The sequence below is a fragment of the uncultured Acetatifactor sp. genome, assembly GCF_948601915.1.
Taxonomy (GTDB): domain Bacteria; phylum Bacillota; class Clostridia; order Lachnospirales; family Lachnospiraceae; genus Acetatifactor.
The window spans coordinates 31621-51341 of the sequence record NZ_CAPDXS010000014.1; the positions used below are offsets into that span (position 1 = coordinate 31621).

Consider the following 19721-nt stretch of genomic DNA (forward strand, 5'->3'; position numbering starts at 1 on the left):
CTGGGGAATCCTCAGAGGCCGCAGGCGCATCGGAGGAGGCAGAGAGCCCGGAAGACTCCGGGGAAGCCGGAGAATAAGGCGCGGAAGGCGGTGGGGCTCCTCACCGCCTTTTGCCTACACATGCCCGTGGGCGGTGCCGCGGGCAGGGCGCGGAGAGGGACATTTTCCCGCAGGAGGCCTCTGCCCCGGTCAAAAAGGGGGAGGCGGATCCGGCGGATGGAGGGCAGGGAGGCTGACATGAGAGCGAAAGCGCTGGTATTGGACATTGACGGCACGCTGACGAATTCCGGGAAGGAGATCGCCCCGGCCACGAAGGCGTGCATCCTGGACGCACTGGAGAGGGGCCATAAATGCGTGCTGGCCTCGGGCCGCCCGGCGCATGGCTGCGGCCGCTACGCCCGGGAGCTGGAGCTGGAACGGTACGGCGGATACCTGCTCTCCCACAATGGGGCCCGGATCGTGGCCTGCGGCACCGGGGAGACGATCTACGAAAAAACCCTGCCCCTGGCCGCCCTGCCCGGCCTGTACGCCTTTGCGGCGGAGCATGGCTGCGGGCTGGCCACCCATCAGGGGGACACGGTGATCTCCGCCTTCGCGCCGGACAGATACGTGTCCTGGGAGGCCCATATCAACGGGATGCCCGTAAGGCAGGCGGAGGATTTCGTGGGATACGTGGATTTCCAGGTCTTCAAATGCTTCATGACAGCGGAGGACGAAAGGGCCGCTGCCCTGGAGAAGGAGCTGCAGGCGCTGTACGGGGAAAGCCTGGGCATCTACCGCTCCGAGCCCTATTTCATCGAAATCGTGCCCAGGGGCGTGGACAAGGGCAGCTCCCTGGCCATGCTCGCGGAGCATATGGGCATGGCCAGGGAGGACGTGATCTGCTGCGGGGACGGCTTCAACGACATCCCCATGCTGCGCTGGGCCGGCGTGGGCGTGGCCATGGGGAATGCCGGACAGGCGGTGAAGGACGCGGCGGATTACGTGACGGGCACCAACGATGAGGACGGGCTGGTGGAGGTCATCCGGCGGTTCGTGCCAGCGGACGGGGCGTGAGGAGCGGGAAGGCAGGCAGCGTCCGGAGGCGCAGGACAGTATCGGCAAGGAGGTTTCGACAGGGCCATGGAACAGGATATCAGGATAACATTGCCCCCGAAGGGGAAGCATATCATAGAGACCCTCCGGCAGGCGGGTTTCGAGGCCTATGCGGTAGGCGGCTGCGTGCGGGACTCCATTCTGGGCAGGGAGCCCCAGGACTGGGACATCACCACCTCCGCCCCGCCGGAGCGGGTGAAGGCCCTTTTCCCCAGGACGATCGACACCGGGCTGCAGCACGGCACGGTCACCGTCATGCTCCAGGGGGAGGGCTTCGAGGTGACCACCTACCGGATCGACGGGGCCTACGAGGACAGCAGGCATCCCAGCCAGGTGACCTTTACCGGGGAGCTGGGGGAGGACCTGCGCCGCAGGGACCTGACCATCAATGCCATGGCCTACAACGACGAGGCCGGGCTGGTGGACCTCTTCGGCGGCATGGCAGACCTGGAGGCCGGGGTGGTGCGCTGCGTGGGGGATCCCCGGGAGCGCTTCCGGGAGGACACCCTGCGCATCCTGCGTGCCATCCGCTTCGCCGCCCAGCTGGGATACGGCATAGAGCGGGAGACGGCGGCAGCCATGGAGGAGCTTGCGCCCTCTTTGTGCAGGATCAGCGCGGAGCGGATCCAGGTGGAGCTGGTAAAGCTTCTGGTGTCGCCCCATCCGGATTTCCTGCGGATCGCTTATGACATGGGTGTCACAAAAGTCTTCCTGCCGGAGCTTGACAAGGCGTGTGAGACCCCTCAGAACCATCCTCACCACTGCTACAGCGTGGGGGAGCACATCCTGAAGTCCCTGGAGCATGTGGAGCCGGACAAGGTGCTGCGGCTTGCCATGCTGCTCCACGACATCGGCAAGCCCGCTGTGCTCACCGTGGACGGGGAGGGCAGGAGCCATTTCCACGGCCATGCGGCGGTGAGCGCCCGGATGGCGGAGGACATCCTGCGGCGGCTGAAATTCGACAATGATACCATCCACAGGGTGTGCAGGCTGGTGCTGCACCACGACTATGGGAATGGTGCGGAGATAGACATCCGCATGGCCCGCAGGGCCATGCACAGGATGGGCGAGGAGAGCTTTCCGGCAATCTTCGCCGTCAAGCGGGCCGACATCCTGGCCCAGAGCGGATATATGCGCCGGGAGAAGCTGGCCATGCTGGATAAATGGCAGGATATCTATAGGGAAATCCTGGACAGGAACCAGTGCGTATCCCTGAAGACCCTTGCGGTGAGCGGCTCGGATCTGCTGGCCGCGGGCTGGAAGCCCGGGAAAGAGCTGGGGGAGGCCCTGCAGCGCCTTCTGGAGCTGGTGCTGGAGGAGCCTGAGCGCAACACCAAGGAGGCCCTGCTGGCCGCGGCGGAAGAATATCGCAGGTAAAACGGGCAGGGAATGTTCTGCTTTCAGAAATCCTCTCATATGATAGGTTATGAACCAAACTGAACACAGGGCGGAAGAAACCAATCAGGAGGGGACGGTAATGAACGACAGGGCGGCTGAGTTGCTGGAGCAGTATGAGATTGAGGTGCTTCGTACCAGAAAGGGCCGGGGCGCGATTCTGTGCGACACCGACAGGGGATGTCTGATTTTCAGGGAATATTCGGGAAGCCTGGACAGAATCAGGCTTCAGGACAGATTGCTCCGGCAGGTAGAGGATGCGGGGCTGGTGCGCGTGGAGAGCATCATCCCCGACAGGGAAGGGTCGCTTCTGGTAAAGGACGCGGACGGCACCGGGTATGTGCTGAAGACATGGCAGGAGGGCAGGGAGTGCAGCGTCCACGACAGGGGGGAGTGCGTGGAGGCGGTCAGGCTCCTGGCCCGGCTCCACGGGAGCATGGAGCTGCCCGGGGACACCCCCAATCTTCCAGTGGCTTTTTCTCCGGAAAAGGAGTATGATAAACACAATAAGGAGCTGAAGCGGGTGCGCAAGTACCTGCAGCAGAAGGGGCAGAAGACATGGTTCGAGACCAGCCTGCGGAAGGTCTTCGACTCCTTTCTGGAGGAGGCCCTTGCCGTGACGGAGCAGTGGCGGGAATACTGCCGCATGTTCCAGGGGGAGGGACAGGGGCCCGCCCGGAAAGCGGACAGGGTGGCTTTCTGCCACGGGGACTACCAGTACCACAACATCCTCCAGGGGGTGGGCGGGTGGTTCGTGGTGAATTTCGAGAAATGCATGTGCGACGCCCCTATCCGGGACCTCTATCTGCTGCTGCGCAAGCTCCTGGAGAAGAGCAACTGGTCGGTGGCCCTGGGGGAGGAGCTGCTCTCCGCCTACGAGAGGGAGCGCCCCATACCGGCGAGGGACTGGATCGACCTGTACTACAGGCTGGCCTATCCGGAGAAGTTCTGGAAGATCGTGAACTTCTACTACAATTCCGGAAAGGCCTGGATCCCCGGGAAGAACCAGGAGAAGCTGGAGCGGGTCATCGAGCAGGAGAAGGGGAAGCAGCGGTTTCTTGATCAGATATTCCGGGACGTGGGGGCGCGGTAAGCCCCGGGGCCCGGCAAGGCTGTACGAAAAGGAAGACAGAGGAAAGATGCGATACAGGAGAGACAGAAAGAAGACAGGGTGCAGGGGGAAAGGACTGGCGGCGGTCATTATGACAGTGCTGTCACTTTCTGCCTGCACATTGCCCTTCACAGGGCAGGATACGGATCCGTTTTTGAAGGAAGACGGGGCGGCGTCCCAGGAGCGGGCGGACACGGGCTTCGTGGTTCCGGGCCCGGAGAGCTTCGACTCGGCGGATACGGCAGTCCTGGTGGGCATGGACGGCGAGGAGGGCACTGTGACCCTGCTGAACCTGGAGCTGGGCAGGAACTATACCCTCGCCATGGACGGCACCACCAGGCTCTATGACAAATACGGGGACGCGGTCTCCATCGGCCAGATAGAAAAGGGGGACATCGTGGACGTGACCTTCCTGAAGTCCAAGAAGCACCTGACCACCATGCGGCAGTCGGTGAACAGCTGGACCTACGCGGACGTGGAGCGCTATGAGGTGAACCCGGTGCGGGGGGAGGTGACCATCGGCCAGGAGACCTATAAGCTCACCTCCAACACCCAGTACCTGTCGGAGGGCATGAAGATAGAGCTGATGGATCTGAACCCGGCGGACACGCTGAGCTTCCAGGGCATCGGGAACCAGATCCTGAGCGTGCGGGTGGAAAAGGGGCATGGCTACCTGCGGCTGGAGGGCGATGAGAAATTCGTGGGCGGCTGGATAGAGGTGGGCCAGTCGGTGATACAGCGAATCACGGAGGACATGCTGCTGGTGGTGGCGGAGGGGGATTACCAGGTGAACATCTCCCACAAGGGCGGAGGCGGCGTCAAGAGCGTGCGGGTGGACCGCAACCAGGAGACGGTGCTGGACATCAGCGACCTGGAGATCCCCGAGCCCCAGACGGGCACCGTGCTGTTCTCCGTAAACCCCTCCGACGCGGAGCTGTACGTGGACGGCGGGCTGGTGGACACCTCCGTGCCCCAGACGCTGGAGTATGGCCTGCATCAGCTGATCGCCAGGGCGGAGGGGTATCATTCCATTACCCAGTACATCCGGGTGGCCCAGGAATCCCTGGCCTTTGAGCTGACATTGGAGGAGGCGGACGCCGGAGAGTCCCAGGAGCCCTCGGACAGCGACAGCTCCACGGTTCCCACGGACACCACCACGGACTATTATAAGGTGTACGTGGACGCGCCGGAGGGTGCGGAGGTGTACCTGGACGGCAGCTATGTGGGAATCGCCCCCTGCAGCTTCCGGAAGGTGGAGGGTGCCCATACCATCATCCTGCGGAAGGCGGGCCATGAGACCAGGAGCTATACGATCCAGGTGGACAATGAGGAAAAGGACATCTCCTTCTCCTTCGCGGATCTGGCGGCATACGCCACGGAATCCACCGGCTCCCAGGAGAGCAGCAAATCCTCCCAGGAGAGCGGAGGATCCTCCCAGGAGACGAAAGAGTCCTCTGGGGAGTCCGAAAGCGCCTCCTCCGGCTGAGCCCGCAAGGCCCGGCCCTGCTGGACTTTAGAAGATTCGTTGTGAATATTTGCGTAAAATGCCTTGACAAACCAGGGAAAACCATATATATATATTTATAGGCGTTTCAGAGGGATAACTTAGAAATGTACACCAACAAAGAAAACTCATTATAGGAGGGTTCAATATGAACAAAACTGAATTGACCGCAGCAATCGCCGAGCAGGCTGGGATTTCCAAGAAGGACGCAGAAAAGGCTTTGAAGGCTTTTACGGATGTGGTTGCTGACGAACTGAAGAAGGGTGAGAAGGTTCAGCTGGTTGGCTTCGGGACTTTCGAGGTAGTGGAGAGAGCGGCCAGAGAAGGCAGGAATCCCCAGAACGGCGAGCCCATGCCGATTGCAGCTTCCAAGGCTCCTAAGTTCAAGGCTGGCAAGGCTTTAAAGGATATGGTGAACGAGTGATAGCATCAGCCAATATGTGATGAGTTCAAAGCCCGGTGGAGAATGTGCTCCGGGCTTTTTGCGTCCTATTCGGCTGGCATGGGAAAGGCGTGGAGTTATGAGATTGGATAAATACCTGAAGGTGTCCAGACTGATCAAGCGGCGCACCGTGGCCAACGAGGCCTGCGACGGCGGCCGGGTGACGATCAACGGCAGGGTGGCCAAGGCCTCCGCCGAGGTGAAGCAGGGGGACGTGATCGCGATCTCCTTCGGCAACCGGGAAGTGAAGGTGGAGGTGCTGGATGTACAGGAGACCGTGAAGAAGGAGGCGGCCGCTGAGCTTTTCCGCTACCTGTGACCGCAAAATCTGCCGGGCGCGTGTTCTAACCTGCCCGTCCCCCTCATATATTTTATTCAGACGACGGAAAAACCGGACAGAGGTTTCCGGCAGGGGGGAGGGCCTTATGGAGGATTTGAGCGGAAGCGCGCGCATGCACAAGGTGGCCATGACCAATCGGAGGAGCTGCACCATAGGCGGCGTGAAGGATGTGCTTTCTTTCGATATACATGAAATTCTCCTGGAGACGGAGCAGGGGATGCTGATGATCAAGGGGGATGAGCTGCATGTCAGCCGCCTGACCCTGGAGAAGGGCGAGGTGGACATCGACGGCCGGATCGACAGCCTCACCTATTCCGACGCGGGCGCCGTGGGCCGCAAGGGCGAGTCCCTGCTGACCCGCCTGTTCAGGTGAGCCTATGGTGGACGAGAACGTGTTCCTCCTGCACTCCCTGCTCATGGGCATCTTCATCACCTTCGTGTACGATCTGCTGCGGATCTTCAGGCGGGTGGCGCCCCACGGGCATTTCCTGGTGTCGCTGGAGGATCTGGCTTTCTGGGTGTACTGCGGCGGGGAGGTCTTCCTGCTGATGTACCGCGAGAGCAACGGGACCCTGCGGTGGTTCGCCGTGCTGGGGGCCCTGGCTGGGATGTTCTTCTATAAGAAGACAGTCAGCCCGCTGCTGGTGAGATACGCCTCCCTGCTGCTCACGAAGCTCCTGGCCCTCCTGAAAAAGGTCCTGGGCTGGCTGTGGAAGCCCTTCGGCCTGGCGGGCAGGAAGACGGGCAGCGCGGTACACAAGGCCGGAGGGCGGTTCAGGAGGCGGATGGGGAAATTGCGCCGGGCCGTGAAATTAAGGTTGACGTTTTTCCTGAAAGCATTTAAAATGAACTTCAAGACTTGAAACGGGGGTGCGTATGGCGAGAAGGCAGAGGGTTGCATACAGAAAGAGACAGCAGAACCGTTTCAGCATGTTCCTGGCGACGCTGGTGGTGGTGCTCATTTTGGTGCTGGTAGGCGTCAAGAGCATAGAGCTGCGGGACAAGATCGACCAGAAGAGGACGGAGGCGGCCCAGCTGGAGGCACAGATAGAGGCGGAGATGCAGCGCACCCTGGAGATCGAGGCCCTGGGCAAGGAGGTACAGACCAAGGGATATATCGAGGACGTGGCCAGAGAGAAGCTTGGACTTGTGTATGAGGATGAGATTCTTTTTAAACAGGATAAATAGGAAGCGGCAGCGGGATGATGAGCGGGAGCGTGAGGCCCCCGCTTTTTTTGTCGCAAAACTTTAAGGGGGGAGATCCTTGTTTTTGACAAAAAATGGGGGAGGCGCTCCGTATAATAAGTACCGCTGCGGGGCTTTGGGCGGTCCGACGCCCGGGCCGACAGCGGAAAGGTGTGGATATGGCATGATGAGGAGAAAAAGGGAGGAGAAGGAGCTGCAGACGGCGCAGGTATCGGACCTGTGCAGGCGCAGGCTCCTGGGCTATGCGGACAGCTTCCATGAGCTGGCCCGGAGCTATGACCGCGAATTCGTGCCGGAGACGGACGACAGGGAGGCAGTCCTGGCACAGCGCAGGCTCTGGGAGAGCCGGCAGATCATCAGCGGTCATCTGGAGGAAATGGCGAAGATCATGACGGAGGCGGCCTGCGAGGTGCTGTCCTTCCATCCTATGGAGAACAGGAAGAGGCGGCTGCTGACCCAGGCCCTGGCGGAGGAGGGGATACAGGTGGAGAGCCCCCACTACCTGCCCAGGGAGGACGGCAGGCAGGCGGTGGTGCTGACCATGAGGACCCAGAGGGGAGGGAAGGTGTCGGCGGAGGACGCGGCGGACATGATCTCCGTGCTGCTGGACAGGAGGCTGATGCCTGCGGCGGACACCCCCTATGTGGTGGAGCCGGATCCCCAGAGCTTCATCCTGGAGGAGGAAGCGGGATTCCTGGCCCTGACGGGATTTGCCAGGGCGACGAAGGAAGACGAATCTGTCTCCGGCGACAACTACGCCGTGGTGGAGTCCGAGCGGGGCAGGGTGACGGTGATGCTCTCGGACGGCACGGGCTCGGGGGAGAGGGCAGGGAAGGACAGCGAGCGGGTGCTGGATCTGATGGAGAAGATGCTGGAGGCCGGATACGACATCGACGCAGCCATCAACATGGTCAATACGGCCCTGTTCGCCGCGGGGGAGGACATCAACCACCCCACGCTGGATATCTGCGACATCGACCTCTATGACGGAAGCTGCCAGCTTCGGAAGGTGGGCGGAGCCGCCACATTCCTGAAGCGGGGCCAGGAGGTGGAGCGGGTGGCCATGGGGAACCTTCCCCTGGGCATCTTCGGCCAGATGGAGATCCTGCCGGTGGAGCGCAGGCTGCAGGACGGGGATTATCTGATTATGGTGTCGGACGGGGTGGTGGATGCCTTTGGGGAGGAGTATGAGGATTCCATGGGCAGCGTGATCGCCGGGATACAGGAGTGCAGCCCCGGGGAGATCGCGGAGCGGCTTCTTCGGTTCGCCCTCTGCGCCAGCGGGGGCCGGATCCGGGACGATATGACCATAGGGGTGATCGGCATATGGAAGACCTGATTTTTTCCGGGAGCATTTGACTTTTTCCCTGTTTTGGGATAAGATTTGATGCATGGGAATCAGGGAAGAGACAGAAAAAAAGGTGTTTGCCTATATAGAGGAGCAGGGCATGTTCTCCGCCGGGGACCGCCTCGTGGCCGGGGTGTCCGGGGGAGCGGACTCCGTCTGCATGCTGGCATTGCTTCTGGCCTGGCGGGAGAGAAGGCCGCTTTCGCTGGCGGTGGCCCATGTGAACCACGGGCTGCGCCGGGAGGCGGGGGAGGACGCCGGATATGTGGAGGAGCTGTGCAGGCGGGAGGGAATCCCCTTCTTCCTGACGGAGAGCGACGTGCGCCGGACAGCCCTGGAGGAGGGCTGCTCGGAGGAGGACGCGGGCAGGCGGATCCGCTACAGGGCCTTCCGGGAGGCGGCCGGGCGGACGGGCGCGGACAGGGTGGCCGTGGCCCACAACAGCGATGACAACGCGGAGACCATGCTGTTCCACCTGTTCCGGGGCAGCGGCCCGGCGGGGCTCGGCGGCATCGCGCCCCTGCGCCTGGAGGAGGGCGGGCTGTGGATCCTGCGGCCCATCCTGTGCCTGGAGCGCCGGGAGGTGGAGGCGTACCTGAGGGAGCGGGGGATCTCCTGGCGCAGGGACAGCACCAATGAGGGGGACGATTACTGCCGGAACCGCATCCGCCACCACATCCTGCCCTACGCGGGGGCGGAGGTGTCGGCAGGGGCCGTGGGCCATATGCTGCGGACGGCGCAGCTGTTGCGGGAGACGGAGGGGTATCTGCGGCAGCAGACGGAGGAAGCCCTGAGGCAGTGCGCGGTGCGCTATGGGGGCGAAGTGGCCGGAGAGCCGAGAGGGATGGAGGCGGATGCCCTGCCTGAGAGCGCCGTTTCGGCAGTGGGCGGCGGGGCGGGGTATCAGGTGGACGTAGAGGCCTTCCTGGGCTTCCACAGGGCCCTGCAGGGGAGGATGCTGCTGGAGCTTTTGAAGCGCCTGTCGCCCACGGGGAAGGACATCCTGGCGGTGCATGTCCAGGACGCGCTGGCCCTGTTCCGGAGGGAGGGGAACCGGTATGTCACCCTGCCCTTCGGCATCACGGCCAGGCGGCAGTACGGCCAGGTGCTGCTGGAGCGCGGGAAGACCGGGGAGGGGAATGAAGACGGGATATCGTCATTCCTGGGGGAGCCTGTGGAGGTGCCCCTGACGGAGGCGCTGTTCGGGACGCCCGCGGTCTTTCGCCTGGGGGACTTTGGGGAACTGGAATTTTCCGCTTTTTTCATAAAAAAAGAATGGGAAGTTCCCAAAAACCGGTATACGAAATGGTTCGACTATGATAAAATAGAAGATATGCATTCCATGGAAGAACCCGCAGTCATCCGCAGCCGGGAGCGGGGAGACTACCTCACCATAACCCGGGGGGCCGGGAGCATGGCGCACAAGTCCCTGAAGGATTACATGATCTCGGAAAAGATACCAAGGCAGCTCAGAGACCGGATTCCGGTGGTGGCCCTGGGGAACCATGTGCTGTGGCTGGTGGGCTGGCGGATCAGCGAGGCCTTCAAGGTAAGCGGGGATACGAGGCGCGTGCTGCAGGTGAGGCTGACAGGACAAAACGAGGAGAGCGGAACGGAGGAGAAAGATGTCGGAGCACATTAACGTACTTTTGCCGGAAGAGGAAGTGGACGCAAGGATTCAGGCCATGGGGGAACAGATCAGCAGGGACTACGCGGGGAAGCAGGTGCACCTGATCTGCGTGCTGAAGGGCGGGAGCTTCTTCCTGTGCGAGCTTGCAAAGAGGATCACGGTGCCGGTGTCCCTGGACTTCATGTCGGTGTCCAGCTACGGAGGAGGCACCGAGTCCAAGGGCGTGGTGAAGATAGTAAAGGATCTGGACGAATCGATCCGGGACAAGGACGTGCTGGTGGTGGAGGACATCGTGGACAGCGGAAGGACCTTGAGCTACCTGCTGGAGATGCTCAGGAGCAGAGGGCCTAAGTCCCTGCGCCTGTGCACGCTGCTGGACAAGCCGGAGAGGCGGGTGGTGGACGTGGACGTGGACTATACAGGATTTCAGATTCCGGACAAGTTCGTGGTGGGCTATGGTCTGGACTATGACCAGAGATACCGCAACCTTCCTTACATCGGTATCGTGGAATTCGACGAGGCATAGGGATACGCGGATGAACAGGAGGCTTGCAAGTTGAGGCAGAATAGCAGAGGATTCAATTCATATTTCATATTCATCATCCTGCTCCTGATGGGAGTGGCGCTGCTGACATCCATGAACGGCTCGGAGGAGGCATATACGAAGGAGCAGTTCATCGCGGACATGGAGGCGGACAGGGTCTCTGAGGTGGTTGTCAGGCCCAACAGCGAGGTGCCCACGGGATACCTGGCCGTGGAGCTCAGGAGCGGCGCGGAGCGTAAGCTGTACGTGACGGACATCGGGGAGGCGGAGGCCCTGGTCAGGGACCACGGGTTCGACCCGGTGGTGAAGGACGTGCCCAGGGAGGGGTGGGTGCTGACCACTTTGGTGCCCATGCTGATCGTGCTGGCGGTGGGCATCTTCCTGTTCATGATGATCAATGCCCAGAATGCCGCCGGCGGCAACGGCAAGATGATGAACTTCGGCAAGAGCCGGGCCAGGCTGTCCATGGGGGACAAGAACATTACCTTTGAGCAGGTGGCCGGGCTGAAGGAAGAGAAGGAGGAGCTGGAGGAGATCGTGGATTTCCTGAAGGATCCCGGCAAATATATCAAGGTGGGGGCCAGGATCCCCAAGGGCGTGCTCTTAGAGGGCCCTCCCGGGACGGGCAAGACATTGCTGGCAAAGGCTGTGGCCGGGGAGGCCGGAGTGCCCTTCTTCAGCATATCCGGCTCCGATTTCGTGGAGATGTTCGTAGGTGTGGGCGCGTCCCGTGTCCGGGACCTGTTCGAGGAGGCCAAGAAGAACGCCCCCTGCATCGTGTTCATCGATGAGATCGACGCGGTGGCCAGGCGTCGGGGCACTGGCATGGGCGGCGGCCACGACGAGAGGGAGCAGACCCTGAACCAGCTTCTGGTGGAGATGGACGGCTTCGGCGTCAACGAGGGCATCATCGTCATGGCGGCCACCAACCGGGTGGACATCCTAGATCCCGCCATCCTGCGCCCCGGGCGCTTCGACAGGAAGGTGGCCGTGGGGACGCCGGATGTCAGCGGCAGGGAGGACATCCTGAAGGTACACTCCAAAAACAAGCCCCTGGCGGAGGACGTGGACTTGAAGCAATTGGCCCAGACCACGGCGGGCTTCACCGGGGCCGACCTGGAGAACCTGATGAACGAGGCCGCCATCAACGCGGCCAAGAAGGGCAAGGGCTTCGTGGCGGAGGAGGACGTGGAGAAGGCCTTCGTCAAGGTGGGCATCGGCGCGGAGAAGAAGAGCCGGGTGGTCTCCGACAAGGAGAGGCGCATCACGGCCTACCATGAGGCCGGACACGCCATCCTGTTCCATGTGCTGCCGGACGTAGGGCCTGTGTATACGGTGTCCATCATCCCCACGGGCGCAGGCGCGGCGGGTTATACCATGCCCCTGCCGGACAAGGACGAGATGTTCCTGACCAAAGGGCAGATGCTCCAGGAGATCATGGTCTCCCTGGGAGGGCGCATCGCGGAGCAGATTATCTTCCAGGACATCACCACCGGGGCCTCCAGCGACATCAAGAAGGCCACCAAGGTGGCCAGGCGGATGGTGACGCGGTTCGGCATGTCGGACAATATCGGCGTCATCTGCTATGACGATGACGACGATGAAGTCTTCATCGGCCGGGATCTGGCACATGCGAAGGGCCACAGCGAGGCCGTCTCCGGCGAGATCGACAGGGAAGTGAAGGCCATCATCGACGAGTGCTACGCCAAGGCGAAGGAGATCATCCTGGCCAGGGAGGACGTGCTCCATGGCTGCGCGAAGCTGCTGCTGGAAAAGGAGAGGATCGGCAGAGAGGAGTTCGAGGCGCTCTTCCCGGAGGGGAGGACAGACGCTGAGGCATAAGATGTGCATGTACAAAATAGACAAAAAAACCTTGCTTTTTTCGTCAAGCTTGTTGGTTTTGGGAATTGGCAAAATGGGGGACGGATGGTATCATATTACTTGTAACCCCCAATACATTATATAGTTTTTTGCTATACCCCATAAGAAATACCTTCTCTAAAAAGGACAGTCACCCCATGGCTGTCCTTTTTACATGCCCGGATTCGTCTGTCTGTCCGGGATACTTGCCTGTCCGGCTTACAGATTTTCGCTGCCTGTCCCGGCTTTCTCAAGCCGCTTCCGATACAGGATTCCCGTGATGTCCGCCAGGATCCAGCCGATGGGGATGGCGCTCCAGATGCCGTATACCCCGATCCAGGGGACGGGAGCCAGCAGATAGGCCAGCAGCACCCTGGTTCCCAGGGAGATGACCGTGAGCACCAAAGACATCTCCGGCCTGTTGACGCCCCGGTAATAGCCGTACAGCAGGAACAATATGCCGATGCCGCAGTAGAAGGCCCCCTCGATCCGCAGATACCCCACGCCCACGGCGATGATCTCCGCCTCCCCGGGGCTGACGAATATCATCATCAGATAGCGGGCGGACAGGAAGATCAGCAGGGACACCGCCAGGCAGAAGCCCATGGACACCCGCAGGGCGCTCCCCATCCCCTGCTTCACCCGGTCGTCCCGGCCTGCGCCGTGGTTCTGGGAGATGAACAGCGAGAAGGCATTGCCGAATTCCTGGGCGGGCATGTAGGCGAAGGAGTCGATCTTCACAGCCGCGGCGAAGGCCGCCATCACCACGGGGCCGAAGCTGTTCACCAGCCCCTGGATCATCAGGATGCCGAAGTTCATGACGGACTGCTGGACGGAGGAGGAGAAGGCGAAGCGCAGGATTTCCGCCATGGAGGCCTTCTCCCCGCCCTCCTGACGCCTGTGGAAGCGCAGCCTGGGCTCTCTGATCCAGGTGTAGGCCATGAGGCCTATGCCCGATACGGCCTGGGCGATCACCGTGGCCGCCGCCGCGCCGCCTATCCCCCAGCGGAAGACCATGACGAAGACCAGGTCCAGCACGATGTTCAAAAGCGCGGTGCTGCCCAGGAAATACAGCGGCGCCACGGAATTGCCAACGGCCCGCAGCAGGTAGGCGAAGTAATTATAAAGGAACACAAAGACAAGGCCCATGAAGATGATCCACACATAGCTGTGCATCATTTCCATCAGCTCGCCGGGGGTCCGCAGGAGGCGCAGGATCGGGCGGCAGAACGCCATCACCAGGAGGTTCAGGGCTACGGTGACCCCGCCGATCAGCAGGAAGGACAGCCGCATTGTGCTCTTCATGCGGGCCTCCTCCTTCCGGCCGAAATAGTAGGAGAACAGGGCGCCGCTGCCCATGGCCATGCCGATCAGGATGGAAGTCAGGAATGTCATCAAAGTGTAGGCGCTTCCCACCGCCGCCAGCGCGTCCGGCCCCAGGAAGCGGCCCACGATCAGGGTGTCCGCGATATTATAAAACTGCTGCAAGAGGTTGCCCAGTATCATGGGGCCTGCGAACAGCAGCATGTTTTTGGTTACGTTTCCTTGTGTCAGGTCTTTTTTCATTTTATCAGTCTTTTATCCTGTCCAGTTCAGCCAGGTTGAGCCTATTCTTTTATTTCATCGATATCTGTCAGGTTCACCCCCGCTACATTCAGAATCGCTTTCAGCGCAAGGTACTCCTTTTTCAATTCGGCGTATGTCTCGGCTGCGTTCTCTTTTCGGGCCAGAAGCATGTACCTCTGGATTTTCTTTAAATCATCAATGGCAGCTTTCGCGATTTCGAGACCGTTTGGCATATGATCACCTGCTTTCTGAAATGCCGTTTCATTGTTTCTGTGACACTTTTATCATAACAGATTTCCGGAAGGGTGTAAAGGCTTTCGGAATCGGAAATGGCGATTGCAAACGGCTGTGGGTGCGGTTATAATGAAGAGGGGCGGCCCGGTTTGTAGCAAAAATGATGCATTGGTGGGTTATGATAGCAATCATGATCGGGGGGGATTCGTTTTCCATGACGAGACAGGCGGAGGACATGTCAATGGGGAAAAAGAGGACAGCGATTATGGTCGCGTGCATGCTGGCCTGCGGGGGATGCCTGGCGCGTCCGGCGAAGGTCCGGGCCCGGGAGGAATCCATTGCGCTGCTGGTGCAGCAGTATGAGGCCTATCGGGAGGCTTTCGAGGCCATTGGATCTCTGGCGGACGTGGAGGAGGCGGGATATGACATCATCGAGGAGCAGAGGTTCCCGGTGCAGCTTGAGACCTTCGGCGAGGAGCAGGTGGAGCTGGTGCCCATCCTGCACAGGGAGTACCACAGGCTGGCGATCCTGATCGTGGACGGCAGTGGGAACGTGCTGTTCAAGACCAACCAGCTGGAGACCAACTACAAATATCCGGGGCAGCTTTCCCAGCCCACCAAAAGCCTGGAATCCGTATCCTTTCAGGAGCTGGACCACGACGGGCTGACGGACATCGTATTGATCACCGTATGCGAGAACGATGCCGGGGACTACGCGGGGAAAAGCTACAGGGTGGGGGACGTGCTGTTCCAGCGGGACGGGGACTTCTACCGGGACTGGCGGGTGTCGGACAAGATAAACCGCTTCAGCATGAACAAGAGCGCGGACTTCATCGCCTCCTATGTGGGGGAGGGGAAGTCCACGGAGATCCTCTATACCGCCACCACCCTGAAGGAGCTGCAGGAGCACGGCTTCCAGCTGGTGCGGGAGCACAGCTACACCATAGAGTTCGAGAAGCAGGGCAGCCTCCTGGTGGCCCCGGGCTTCATCACCATGGCGGATTACGATGTGTTCATGATCTACCTGGTGAACGGGGAGGGGGACATCGTCTGGAGCTTCCAGCCCATGGAGGATTACGACAACCTCTACGCCCTGAAGGGAATGGTCTGCCGGGATGTGGACGGGGACGGCATGAAGGACGTGGTGGTGCTGGCCAGGTACAGCTATGCCGGCCCGGAGGGGGAGCAGCTGATCGATACGAAATGCGACATCTACTACCAGCGCACGGACGGGTTCCAGGCGGAGGAGAACTTCGGGGAAATCTATCAGTGCACCGAGGAGGATACCATGGAGGAGCTGGTGGAGATTATCAGAGAATACTGGGGGTGGCCAAAAGAGGAATGATCAAGATACTGATTGTAGACGATGAAAAGTCCATCTGCGACCTGATAGACATCAACCTTTCCGCGGCGGGATACCACTGCAGGAGCGTACAGGACGGGCTGGAAGCCATTGACCTGATCGAGTCGGAGAATTTCGACTTGATCCTTCTGGACATCATGCTGCCCGGGGCGGACGGCTTCGACATCATGGAGTACATCAGGCCCATGCGGATTCCCGTGATATTCATCACGGCGAAGCATGAAGTCAGGGACAGGGTCAAGGGCCTGAAGCTGGGGGCGGAGGACTATCTGGTGAAGCCCTTTGACGTGGTGGAGCTGGTGGCCAGGGTGGAGGTGGTGCTGCGGCGCTACAACAAGACCGAGACCACCCTGACGGCCGGGGACGTGGTGGTGGACACGGAGGCCAGGAAGGTGACGAAGGCCGGGAAGCCCGTGGTCCTCACCAACAAGGAGTACGGCCTACTGGTGCTGTTCATCAGCAACAAGAACATCGCCCTGTTCAGGGAGAACCTCTATGAGAAGGTGTGGGGGGACGAGTACCTGGCGGACAGCCGGACCCTGGACCTCCATGTCCAGAGGCTGCGCCGGAAGATGGGCTGGGAGGAGAACCTGGTGGCCGTGTACAAGGTGGGCTACCGGCTGGAGATCTGAGCATGAAGTTTGTATACAAGATTTCTCTGTGGACGATCATCATCATGGCTGTGGCTTTCGGGCTCAGCGGGTATCTCTTCGTGGACTCCGTCTTCCAGAAATCCTTGGAGCGGGAGGTGGCCCAGGCGCTGGACGGCAGCAATATATTGCGGTTCGCCTTTGAGACGGCGGCCCTGAACATCCCCACGAAGTACAATGTGCTCCAGGACGTGGCAGTGGAGCAGATCGGGGGCAAGCTGGAGAGCAGCGGCCAGGGTACGGAGCGGTATCTGCGCCTGTCCAATGAGGAGAGGGAGGCGCTCTACCAGAGCAACGGCTTCGCCCAGGACACCGGCCTGCTCCAGCAGATCGGCGAGGAGACCAAAATCTGGCAGGTAGTCCGGCAGGAGGGGCGCTACTATGTCCACACGGGGATCATGGTGGACGCGCTGGACAGGAACCTGTACCTGGAGACCCTGGAGGACGTGACGGAGGTGTTCGAGGAGCGCACCATGGGCTTTGCCGTCTATCGGCGGGTGACCCTGGCCATGCTGGCGTGCAGCTCCATCGTCATGTTCCTCATCTGTACCTGGCTCGCCAAGCCCATCCGCCTGCTCACCGGCGCCACCAGGCGCATGGCCCAGGGGGACTACAGCTACCGGGCCAGGAAGGTCAGCAGCGATGAGCTGGGGCAGCTCACCGTGGACTTCAACAGCATGGCCAACGTGCTGGAGGACACCATCGGAGAGCTGCAGGAGGCAGTTCGGTCCAGAGAGGACTTCATCGCGGCTTTCGCCCATGAATTGAAGACGCCGTTGACTTCCATCATCGGCTACGCGGACCTCCTGCGGTCCAGGAAGCTGGACGAGGAGAAGCACTTCCTCTCGTCCAACTACATCTATACAGAGGGGAAGCGCCTGGAGAACATGTCCTTCCGCCTGCTGGACATCATCGTCACTAAGCGGGAGGCCATCGATCCCCAGCCCGTGGCGGCAAAGGTGCTCTTCCAATACCTGAAGGACATGTTCGCCGGGAACAAGGAGCAGAGGATTCGGTTCGCCTTCGGCAGCGGCACCGTATACGCGGAGGCCAATCTCCTGAAATCCGTCCTGCTGAACCTGGTGGACAATGCCTGCAAGGCGTCCAGCGAGGGCGGCCTGGTGGAGGTGCTGGGGAGGCGCCTGGAGGACGCCTACGCTTTCCAGGTGAAGGACTACGGCGTGGGCATCCCCGAGGAGGAGCTGATGAAGGTCACCGAGGCCTTCTACATGGTGGACAAGTCCCGCTCCCGCAGCAGGAACGGGGCGGGCCTGGGCCTTGCGCTGTGCGTGGAGATCCTGCGGCTCCATGGCAGCGAACTGGAGATAGAGAGCAGGATGGGAGAGGGCACCTGCATCAGCTTCGTCATTCCTGACAAAAAGGGAGAGGCAGGGGCGGACGGAGCCCGGAGGCAGAACGCGGAGGAGACCCTCCTGCGGAATGAGATAGCCCACAATGCCCTGCGGGAGACACAGGCCGGTACAGAAAAAGAAAATGCCGGACAGGAACAGGGCGAAGCCCCGCGGCAGGAGGCAGAGGGGGATGCGGAGGATGAAGATGACGAAAAAGAATTGGGAGAAGCTTAGCCTGTTTCTGATTCCTCTGGCGGCAATCATCGTAGGGCTGGCCGTGTGGGGGCCCGAGGCGCTGGCCAGATACCGGGACAAGTCCATCCTGAACCAGATTCAGGCCCAGGAGACCCATACCGGGACGGAAGGATACCGCTATTCCCTGGGCGCCAACGAAAAGGTGTACATCCTCTCCAAATGCCTGAACAACCAGATACTGCCGGAGAGCGAACAGAACGCCATGACGCGGAACGGCCTGGACTATGAGAACCTGACGGGCATCTACGCCTTCGTGGCCAACAAGAAGGATGCCTCCGGCCAGGACGTGGAGGAGAGCGCGGGGATCCAACTGGCCAACCGGGGCCTGGCGGAGCTGAAGGAGCGGGGGATATTGCCGGAGGGCATCCAGGAGATGACGGAGGACTCCTACAGCGCCGTGCTGTATTCCGCCATCGATGTGCCGGATCCCCAGAACAATGTGCTGGTCTGGAAGATCAGCCTGGATACCAGCCTACAGAATGCCAACAAGGAGAACCGTCTGCTGGATGCCTATGTGGACGCGGACACGGGCAAGATATACGAATTCTACGCCCGGACGGGGATCTCCTCCTGGGAGGCCGTGGACGCGGACGGCATGGTGGCTGCCTGGGCGGAGTACATGGAGCTTGGGGAGCCGCAGGAGTATGGGAACATCAACCCTCTGTCGGAGAATACCCCCTACTTCAGGAAGTACACCTTCTCCGGGATGGAGAAGGAGGACGTGGTGGCCACTGTGGGGTATTATGAGGGGATCAACGAGCTGTATCTGAAGATTTCGAAGTAGGCGGGACGCATCCCCATGTTACAACTTTGATACAAAAATGATAAAGACCGGATACAGAAAAGATGTCACTTTGATGTGGCAGCCCTCTATACTGTACCTGACACACATGGGAAGAGGGGGCGGAAACATGGGCGCACAGGGCGGCAGAGGACAGAGGCGGAGGATGAGGAGGCTGACGGGAACGGCATTGTTCGTGGCAGCTTTCTTTTTGTCTGCCGCCCTGGCGGGAAAAGGGTGCTTCCTGCTGGCGGACAAATGTATCAGCGCCTTTGCCCGCGGCTCCTCCGGGGAGGAGGGGGCGGTGGAGGCAGCAGATGCCGGAGATTCGGGCGGCATCGTCATGGTGAGCGATGAGGCGGGGCTCACGGGGCTGGTGGCCATCGATGCCGGGCACGGCGGGGAGGACGATGGCTGCTACCGGGACGGTGTGTCGGAGGCCAGGGTCAATCTGGAGCTGGCGAAGGGGCTCTCCGGGAAGCTCCAGGAGCTGGGCTTCGACACGGTGATGCTGCGGGAGGACGACGAGAGCCTGCCCTCCCTGGAGGAGCGGGTGAAAGCGGCGGAGGCGGCGGGAGCGGACATCTTCGTCAGCATCCACCAGAATGCCTATGACGGCACCCAGGCCGGGGTATCCGGCATCGAGACCTGGTACTGCGGAAACCTGGCGGACAGCGGCCGCCTGGCCGGGCTGGTGCATAAAGGGGCCGTGGAGAAGACAGGGGCCGTGGACAGGGGGACGCAGGAGACGGATGAGCTGTATGTGATTCGCTACGCGACCATGCCGTCCTGCCTGATAGAGACCTCCTTCCTGTCCGACAGCGCGGAGCGCCGGGCCATCACCTCCCAGGCCTACCAGGACAAGCTGGTGGAGGGGATGGCGCAGGGCATCGCGGAGTACTTCGGCGCAAAATGAAGCGTTTTTTGAAATAATCCTTGCGATCTGTGCAAAACTGTGCTACAATTTTCTTTGTTCAGGGCGATGGTCCTGCATGGATGGGTTCCCGAGTGGCCAAAGGGGACAGACTGTAAATCTGCTGCAAAT

At 60.9% G+C, this 19721-nt stretch carries 20 protein-coding genes; 18 read left to right on the forward strand and 2 right to left on the reverse strand.

The annotated features are described in order from the left end of the window. The 13 genes from Q2B33_RS03980 to ftsH form a co-directional block, all read left to right on the forward strand. Nucleotides 1–1056 (forward strand): Cof-type HAD-IIB family hydrolase (locus Q2B33_RS03980; RefSeq protein WP_300887496.1); only part of this gene is annotated, 1056 nt, incomplete at its 5' end. A 78-nt stretch (nucleotides 1057–1134) separates the two neighbouring features. Further along, nucleotides 1135–2472 (forward strand): HD domain-containing protein, encoded by a 1338-nt coding sequence (locus tag Q2B33_RS03985; protein WP_334305366.1) that lies wholly within the window; start codon nucleotides 1135–1137, stop codon nucleotides 2470–2472. A gap of 100 nt (nucleotides 2473–2572) precedes the next feature. Further along, nucleotides 2573–3583, forward strand: coding sequence for a phosphotransferase (locus Q2B33_RS03990; RefSeq protein WP_300565965.1), 1011 nt, complete (start codon nucleotides 2573–2575; stop codon nucleotides 3581–3583). A 46-nt stretch (nucleotides 3584–3629) separates the two neighbouring features. Continuing rightward, complete coding sequence (locus Q2B33_RS03995) at nucleotides 3630–5087, forward strand: PEGA domain-containing protein (protein ID WP_300565967.1); 1458 nt, start codon at nucleotides 3630–3632, stop codon at nucleotides 5085–5087. Nucleotides 5088–5253: 166 nt separating this feature from the next. Then, a complete protein-coding gene (locus Q2B33_RS04000) occupies nucleotides 5254–5529 on the forward strand; it encodes an HU family DNA-binding protein (protein ID WP_296462177.1) in 276 nt (91 codons plus the stop codon). A 97-nt stretch (nucleotides 5530–5626) separates the two neighbouring features. Then, entirely contained in the window at nucleotides 5627–5866 is a 240-nt protein-coding gene (locus Q2B33_RS04005) for an RNA-binding S4 domain-containing protein (protein WP_296462179.1), read from the forward strand. 106 nt (nucleotides 5867–5972) lie between these two features. Continuing rightward, the gene (gene yabP / locus Q2B33_RS04010; RefSeq protein ID WP_296462181.1) at nucleotides 5973–6260 is read left to right on the forward strand and encodes a sporulation protein YabP; all 288 of its coding nucleotides are present in this window, start codon (nucleotides 5973–5975) and stop codon (nucleotides 6258–6260) included. A gap of 4 nt (nucleotides 6261–6264) precedes the next feature. Then, nucleotides 6265–6750, forward strand: a complete 486-nt coding sequence (yabQ, locus tag Q2B33_RS04015; RefSeq protein ID WP_300565972.1) for a spore cortex biosynthesis protein YabQ — start codon at nucleotides 6265–6267, stop codon at nucleotides 6748–6750. 13 nt (nucleotides 6751–6763) lie between these two features. Beyond that, the gene (locus tag Q2B33_RS04020) at nucleotides 6764–7075 is read left to right on the forward strand and encodes a septum formation initiator family protein (RefSeq protein WP_300565974.1); all 312 of its coding nucleotides are present in this window, start codon (nucleotides 6764–6766) and stop codon (nucleotides 7073–7075) included. Between the two features lie 181 nt (nucleotides 7076–7256). After that, entirely contained in the window at nucleotides 7257–8432 is a 1176-nt protein-coding gene (locus tag Q2B33_RS04025) for a SpoIIE family protein phosphatase (RefSeq protein WP_300565976.1), read from the forward strand. Nucleotides 8433–8484: 52 nt separating this feature from the next. Beyond that, nucleotides 8485–10083: a tRNA lysidine(34) synthetase TilS gene (gene tilS, locus Q2B33_RS04030; RefSeq protein WP_300565978.1), complete on the forward strand. Its 1599-nt coding sequence runs from the start codon at nucleotides 8485–8487 to the stop codon at nucleotides 10081–10083. Further along, nucleotides 10067–10597, forward strand: coding sequence for a hypoxanthine phosphoribosyltransferase (gene hpt / locus Q2B33_RS04035; RefSeq protein ID WP_300565980.1), 531 nt, complete (start codon nucleotides 10067–10069; stop codon nucleotides 10595–10597). The genes tilS and hpt overlap by 17 nt, the downstream gene beginning before the upstream one ends. Before the next feature lie 30 nt (nucleotides 10598–10627). Beyond that, complete coding sequence (gene ftsH, locus Q2B33_RS04040) at nucleotides 10628–12457, forward strand: ATP-dependent zinc metalloprotease FtsH (RefSeq protein WP_300565982.1); 1830 nt, start codon at nucleotides 10628–10630, stop codon at nucleotides 12455–12457. Nucleotides 12458–12694: 237 nt separating this feature from the next. Here ftsH and Q2B33_RS04045 read toward each other — a convergent pair whose 3' ends face one another. Beyond that, the gene (locus Q2B33_RS04045) at nucleotides 12695–14041 is read right to left on the reverse strand and encodes an MATE family efflux transporter (protein ID WP_300565984.1); all 1347 of its coding nucleotides are present in this window, start codon (nucleotides 14039–14041) and stop codon (nucleotides 12695–12697) included. 41 nt (nucleotides 14042–14082) lie between these two features. Next, nucleotides 14083–14274 carry a hypothetical protein gene (locus Q2B33_RS04050; RefSeq protein ID WP_296462199.1) on the reverse strand — a complete coding sequence of 64 codons (192 nt, stop codon included), beginning with the start codon at nucleotides 14272–14274 and terminating at the stop codon, nucleotides 14083–14085. A gap of 179 nt (nucleotides 14275–14453) precedes the next feature. On the opposite strand from Q2B33_RS04050, the gene Q2B33_RS04055 reads away from it, so the two are divergent. The 5 genes from Q2B33_RS04055 to Q2B33_RS04075 are packed head-to-tail and all read left to right on the forward strand — an operon-like array spanning nucleotide 14454 to nucleotide 19592. After that, nucleotides 14454–15620, forward strand: a complete 1167-nt coding sequence (locus Q2B33_RS04055) for a VCBS repeat-containing protein (protein WP_300783972.1) — start codon at nucleotides 14454–14456, stop codon at nucleotides 15618–15620. Then, a complete protein-coding gene (locus Q2B33_RS04060) occupies nucleotides 15617–16270 on the forward strand; it encodes a response regulator transcription factor (RefSeq protein ID WP_300566010.1) in 654 nt (217 codons plus the stop codon). Before Q2B33_RS04055 ends, Q2B33_RS04060 begins: the two co-directional genes overlap by 4 nt. Nucleotides 16271–16272: 2 nt before the next feature. After that, nucleotides 16273–17874 (forward strand): cell wall metabolism sensor histidine kinase WalK, encoded by a 1602-nt coding sequence (locus tag Q2B33_RS04065; RefSeq protein ID WP_300565988.1) that lies wholly within the window; start codon nucleotides 16273–16275, stop codon nucleotides 17872–17874. Continuing rightward, a complete protein-coding gene (locus tag Q2B33_RS04070) occupies nucleotides 17846–18679 on the forward strand; it encodes a hypothetical protein (protein WP_300565990.1) in 834 nt (277 codons plus the stop codon). Before Q2B33_RS04065 ends, Q2B33_RS04070 begins: the two co-directional genes overlap by 29 nt. A gap of 37 nt (nucleotides 18680–18716) precedes the next feature. Beyond that, on the forward strand, nucleotides 18717–19592 hold the full coding sequence (locus tag Q2B33_RS04075; protein ID WP_300816003.1) for an N-acetylmuramoyl-L-alanine amidase: 876 nt from the start codon (nucleotides 18717–18719) through the stop codon (nucleotides 19590–19592). Nucleotides 19593–19721 lie beyond the last annotated feature (129 nt).

Bases quoted from the DNA above. Each gene is read 5' to 3' on its own strand.
- Q2B33_RS03990 (WP_300565965.1), top strand. From the start codon at position 2,573: ATGAACGACAGGGCGGCTGAGTTGCTGGAGCAGTATGAGATTGAGGTG.
- Q2B33_RS03995 (WP_300565967.1), top strand. From the start codon at position 3,630: ATGCGATACAGGAGAGACAGAAAGAAGACAGGGTGCAGGGGGAAAGGA.
- Q2B33_RS04000 (WP_296462177.1), top strand. From the start codon at position 5,254: ATGAACAAAACTGAATTGACCGCAGCAATCGCCGAGCAGGCTGGGATT.
- Q2B33_RS04005 (WP_296462179.1), top strand. From the start codon at position 5,627: ATGAGATTGGATAAATACCTGAAGGTGTCCAGACTGATCAAGCGGCGC.
- yabP (WP_296462181.1), top strand. From the start codon at position 5,973: ATGGAGGATTTGAGCGGAAGCGCGCGCATGCACAAGGTGGCCATGACC.
- yabQ (WP_300565972.1), top strand. From the start codon at position 6,265: ATGGTGGACGAGAACGTGTTCCTCCTGCACTCCCTGCTCATGGGCATC.
- Q2B33_RS04020 (WP_300565974.1), top strand. From the start codon at position 6,764: ATGGCGAGAAGGCAGAGGGTTGCATACAGAAAGAGACAGCAGAACCGT.
- Q2B33_RS04025 (WP_300565976.1), top strand. From the start codon at position 7,257: ATGATGAGGAGAAAAAGGGAGGAGAAGGAGCTGCAGACGGCGCAGGTA.
- tilS (WP_300565978.1), top strand. From the start codon at position 8,485: ATGGGAATCAGGGAAGAGACAGAAAAAAAGGTGTTTGCCTATATAGAG.
- hpt (WP_300565980.1), top strand. From the start codon at position 10,067: ATGTCGGAGCACATTAACGTACTTTTGCCGGAAGAGGAAGTGGACGCA.
- Q2B33_RS04045 (WP_300565984.1), bottom strand. From the start codon at position 14,041: ATGAAAAAAGACCTGACACAAGGAAACGTAACCAAAAACATGCTGCTG.
- Q2B33_RS04050 (WP_296462199.1), bottom strand. From the start codon at position 14,274: ATGCCAAACGGTCTCGAAATCGCGAAAGCTGCCATTGATGATTTAAAG.
- Q2B33_RS04055 (WP_300783972.1), top strand. From the start codon at position 14,454: ATGATAGCAATCATGATCGGGGGGGATTCGTTTTCCATGACGAGACAG.
- Q2B33_RS04060 (WP_300566010.1), top strand. From the start codon at position 15,617: ATGATCAAGATACTGATTGTAGACGATGAAAAGTCCATCTGCGACCTG.
- Q2B33_RS04065 (WP_300565988.1), top strand. From the start codon at position 16,273: ATGAAGTTTGTATACAAGATTTCTCTGTGGACGATCATCATCATGGCT.
- Q2B33_RS04070 (WP_300565990.1), top strand. From the start codon at position 17,846: ATGACGAAAAAGAATTGGGAGAAGCTTAGCCTGTTTCTGATTCCTCTG.
- Q2B33_RS04075 (WP_300816003.1), top strand. From the start codon at position 18,717: ATGATAAAGACCGGATACAGAAAAGATGTCACTTTGATGTGGCAGCCC.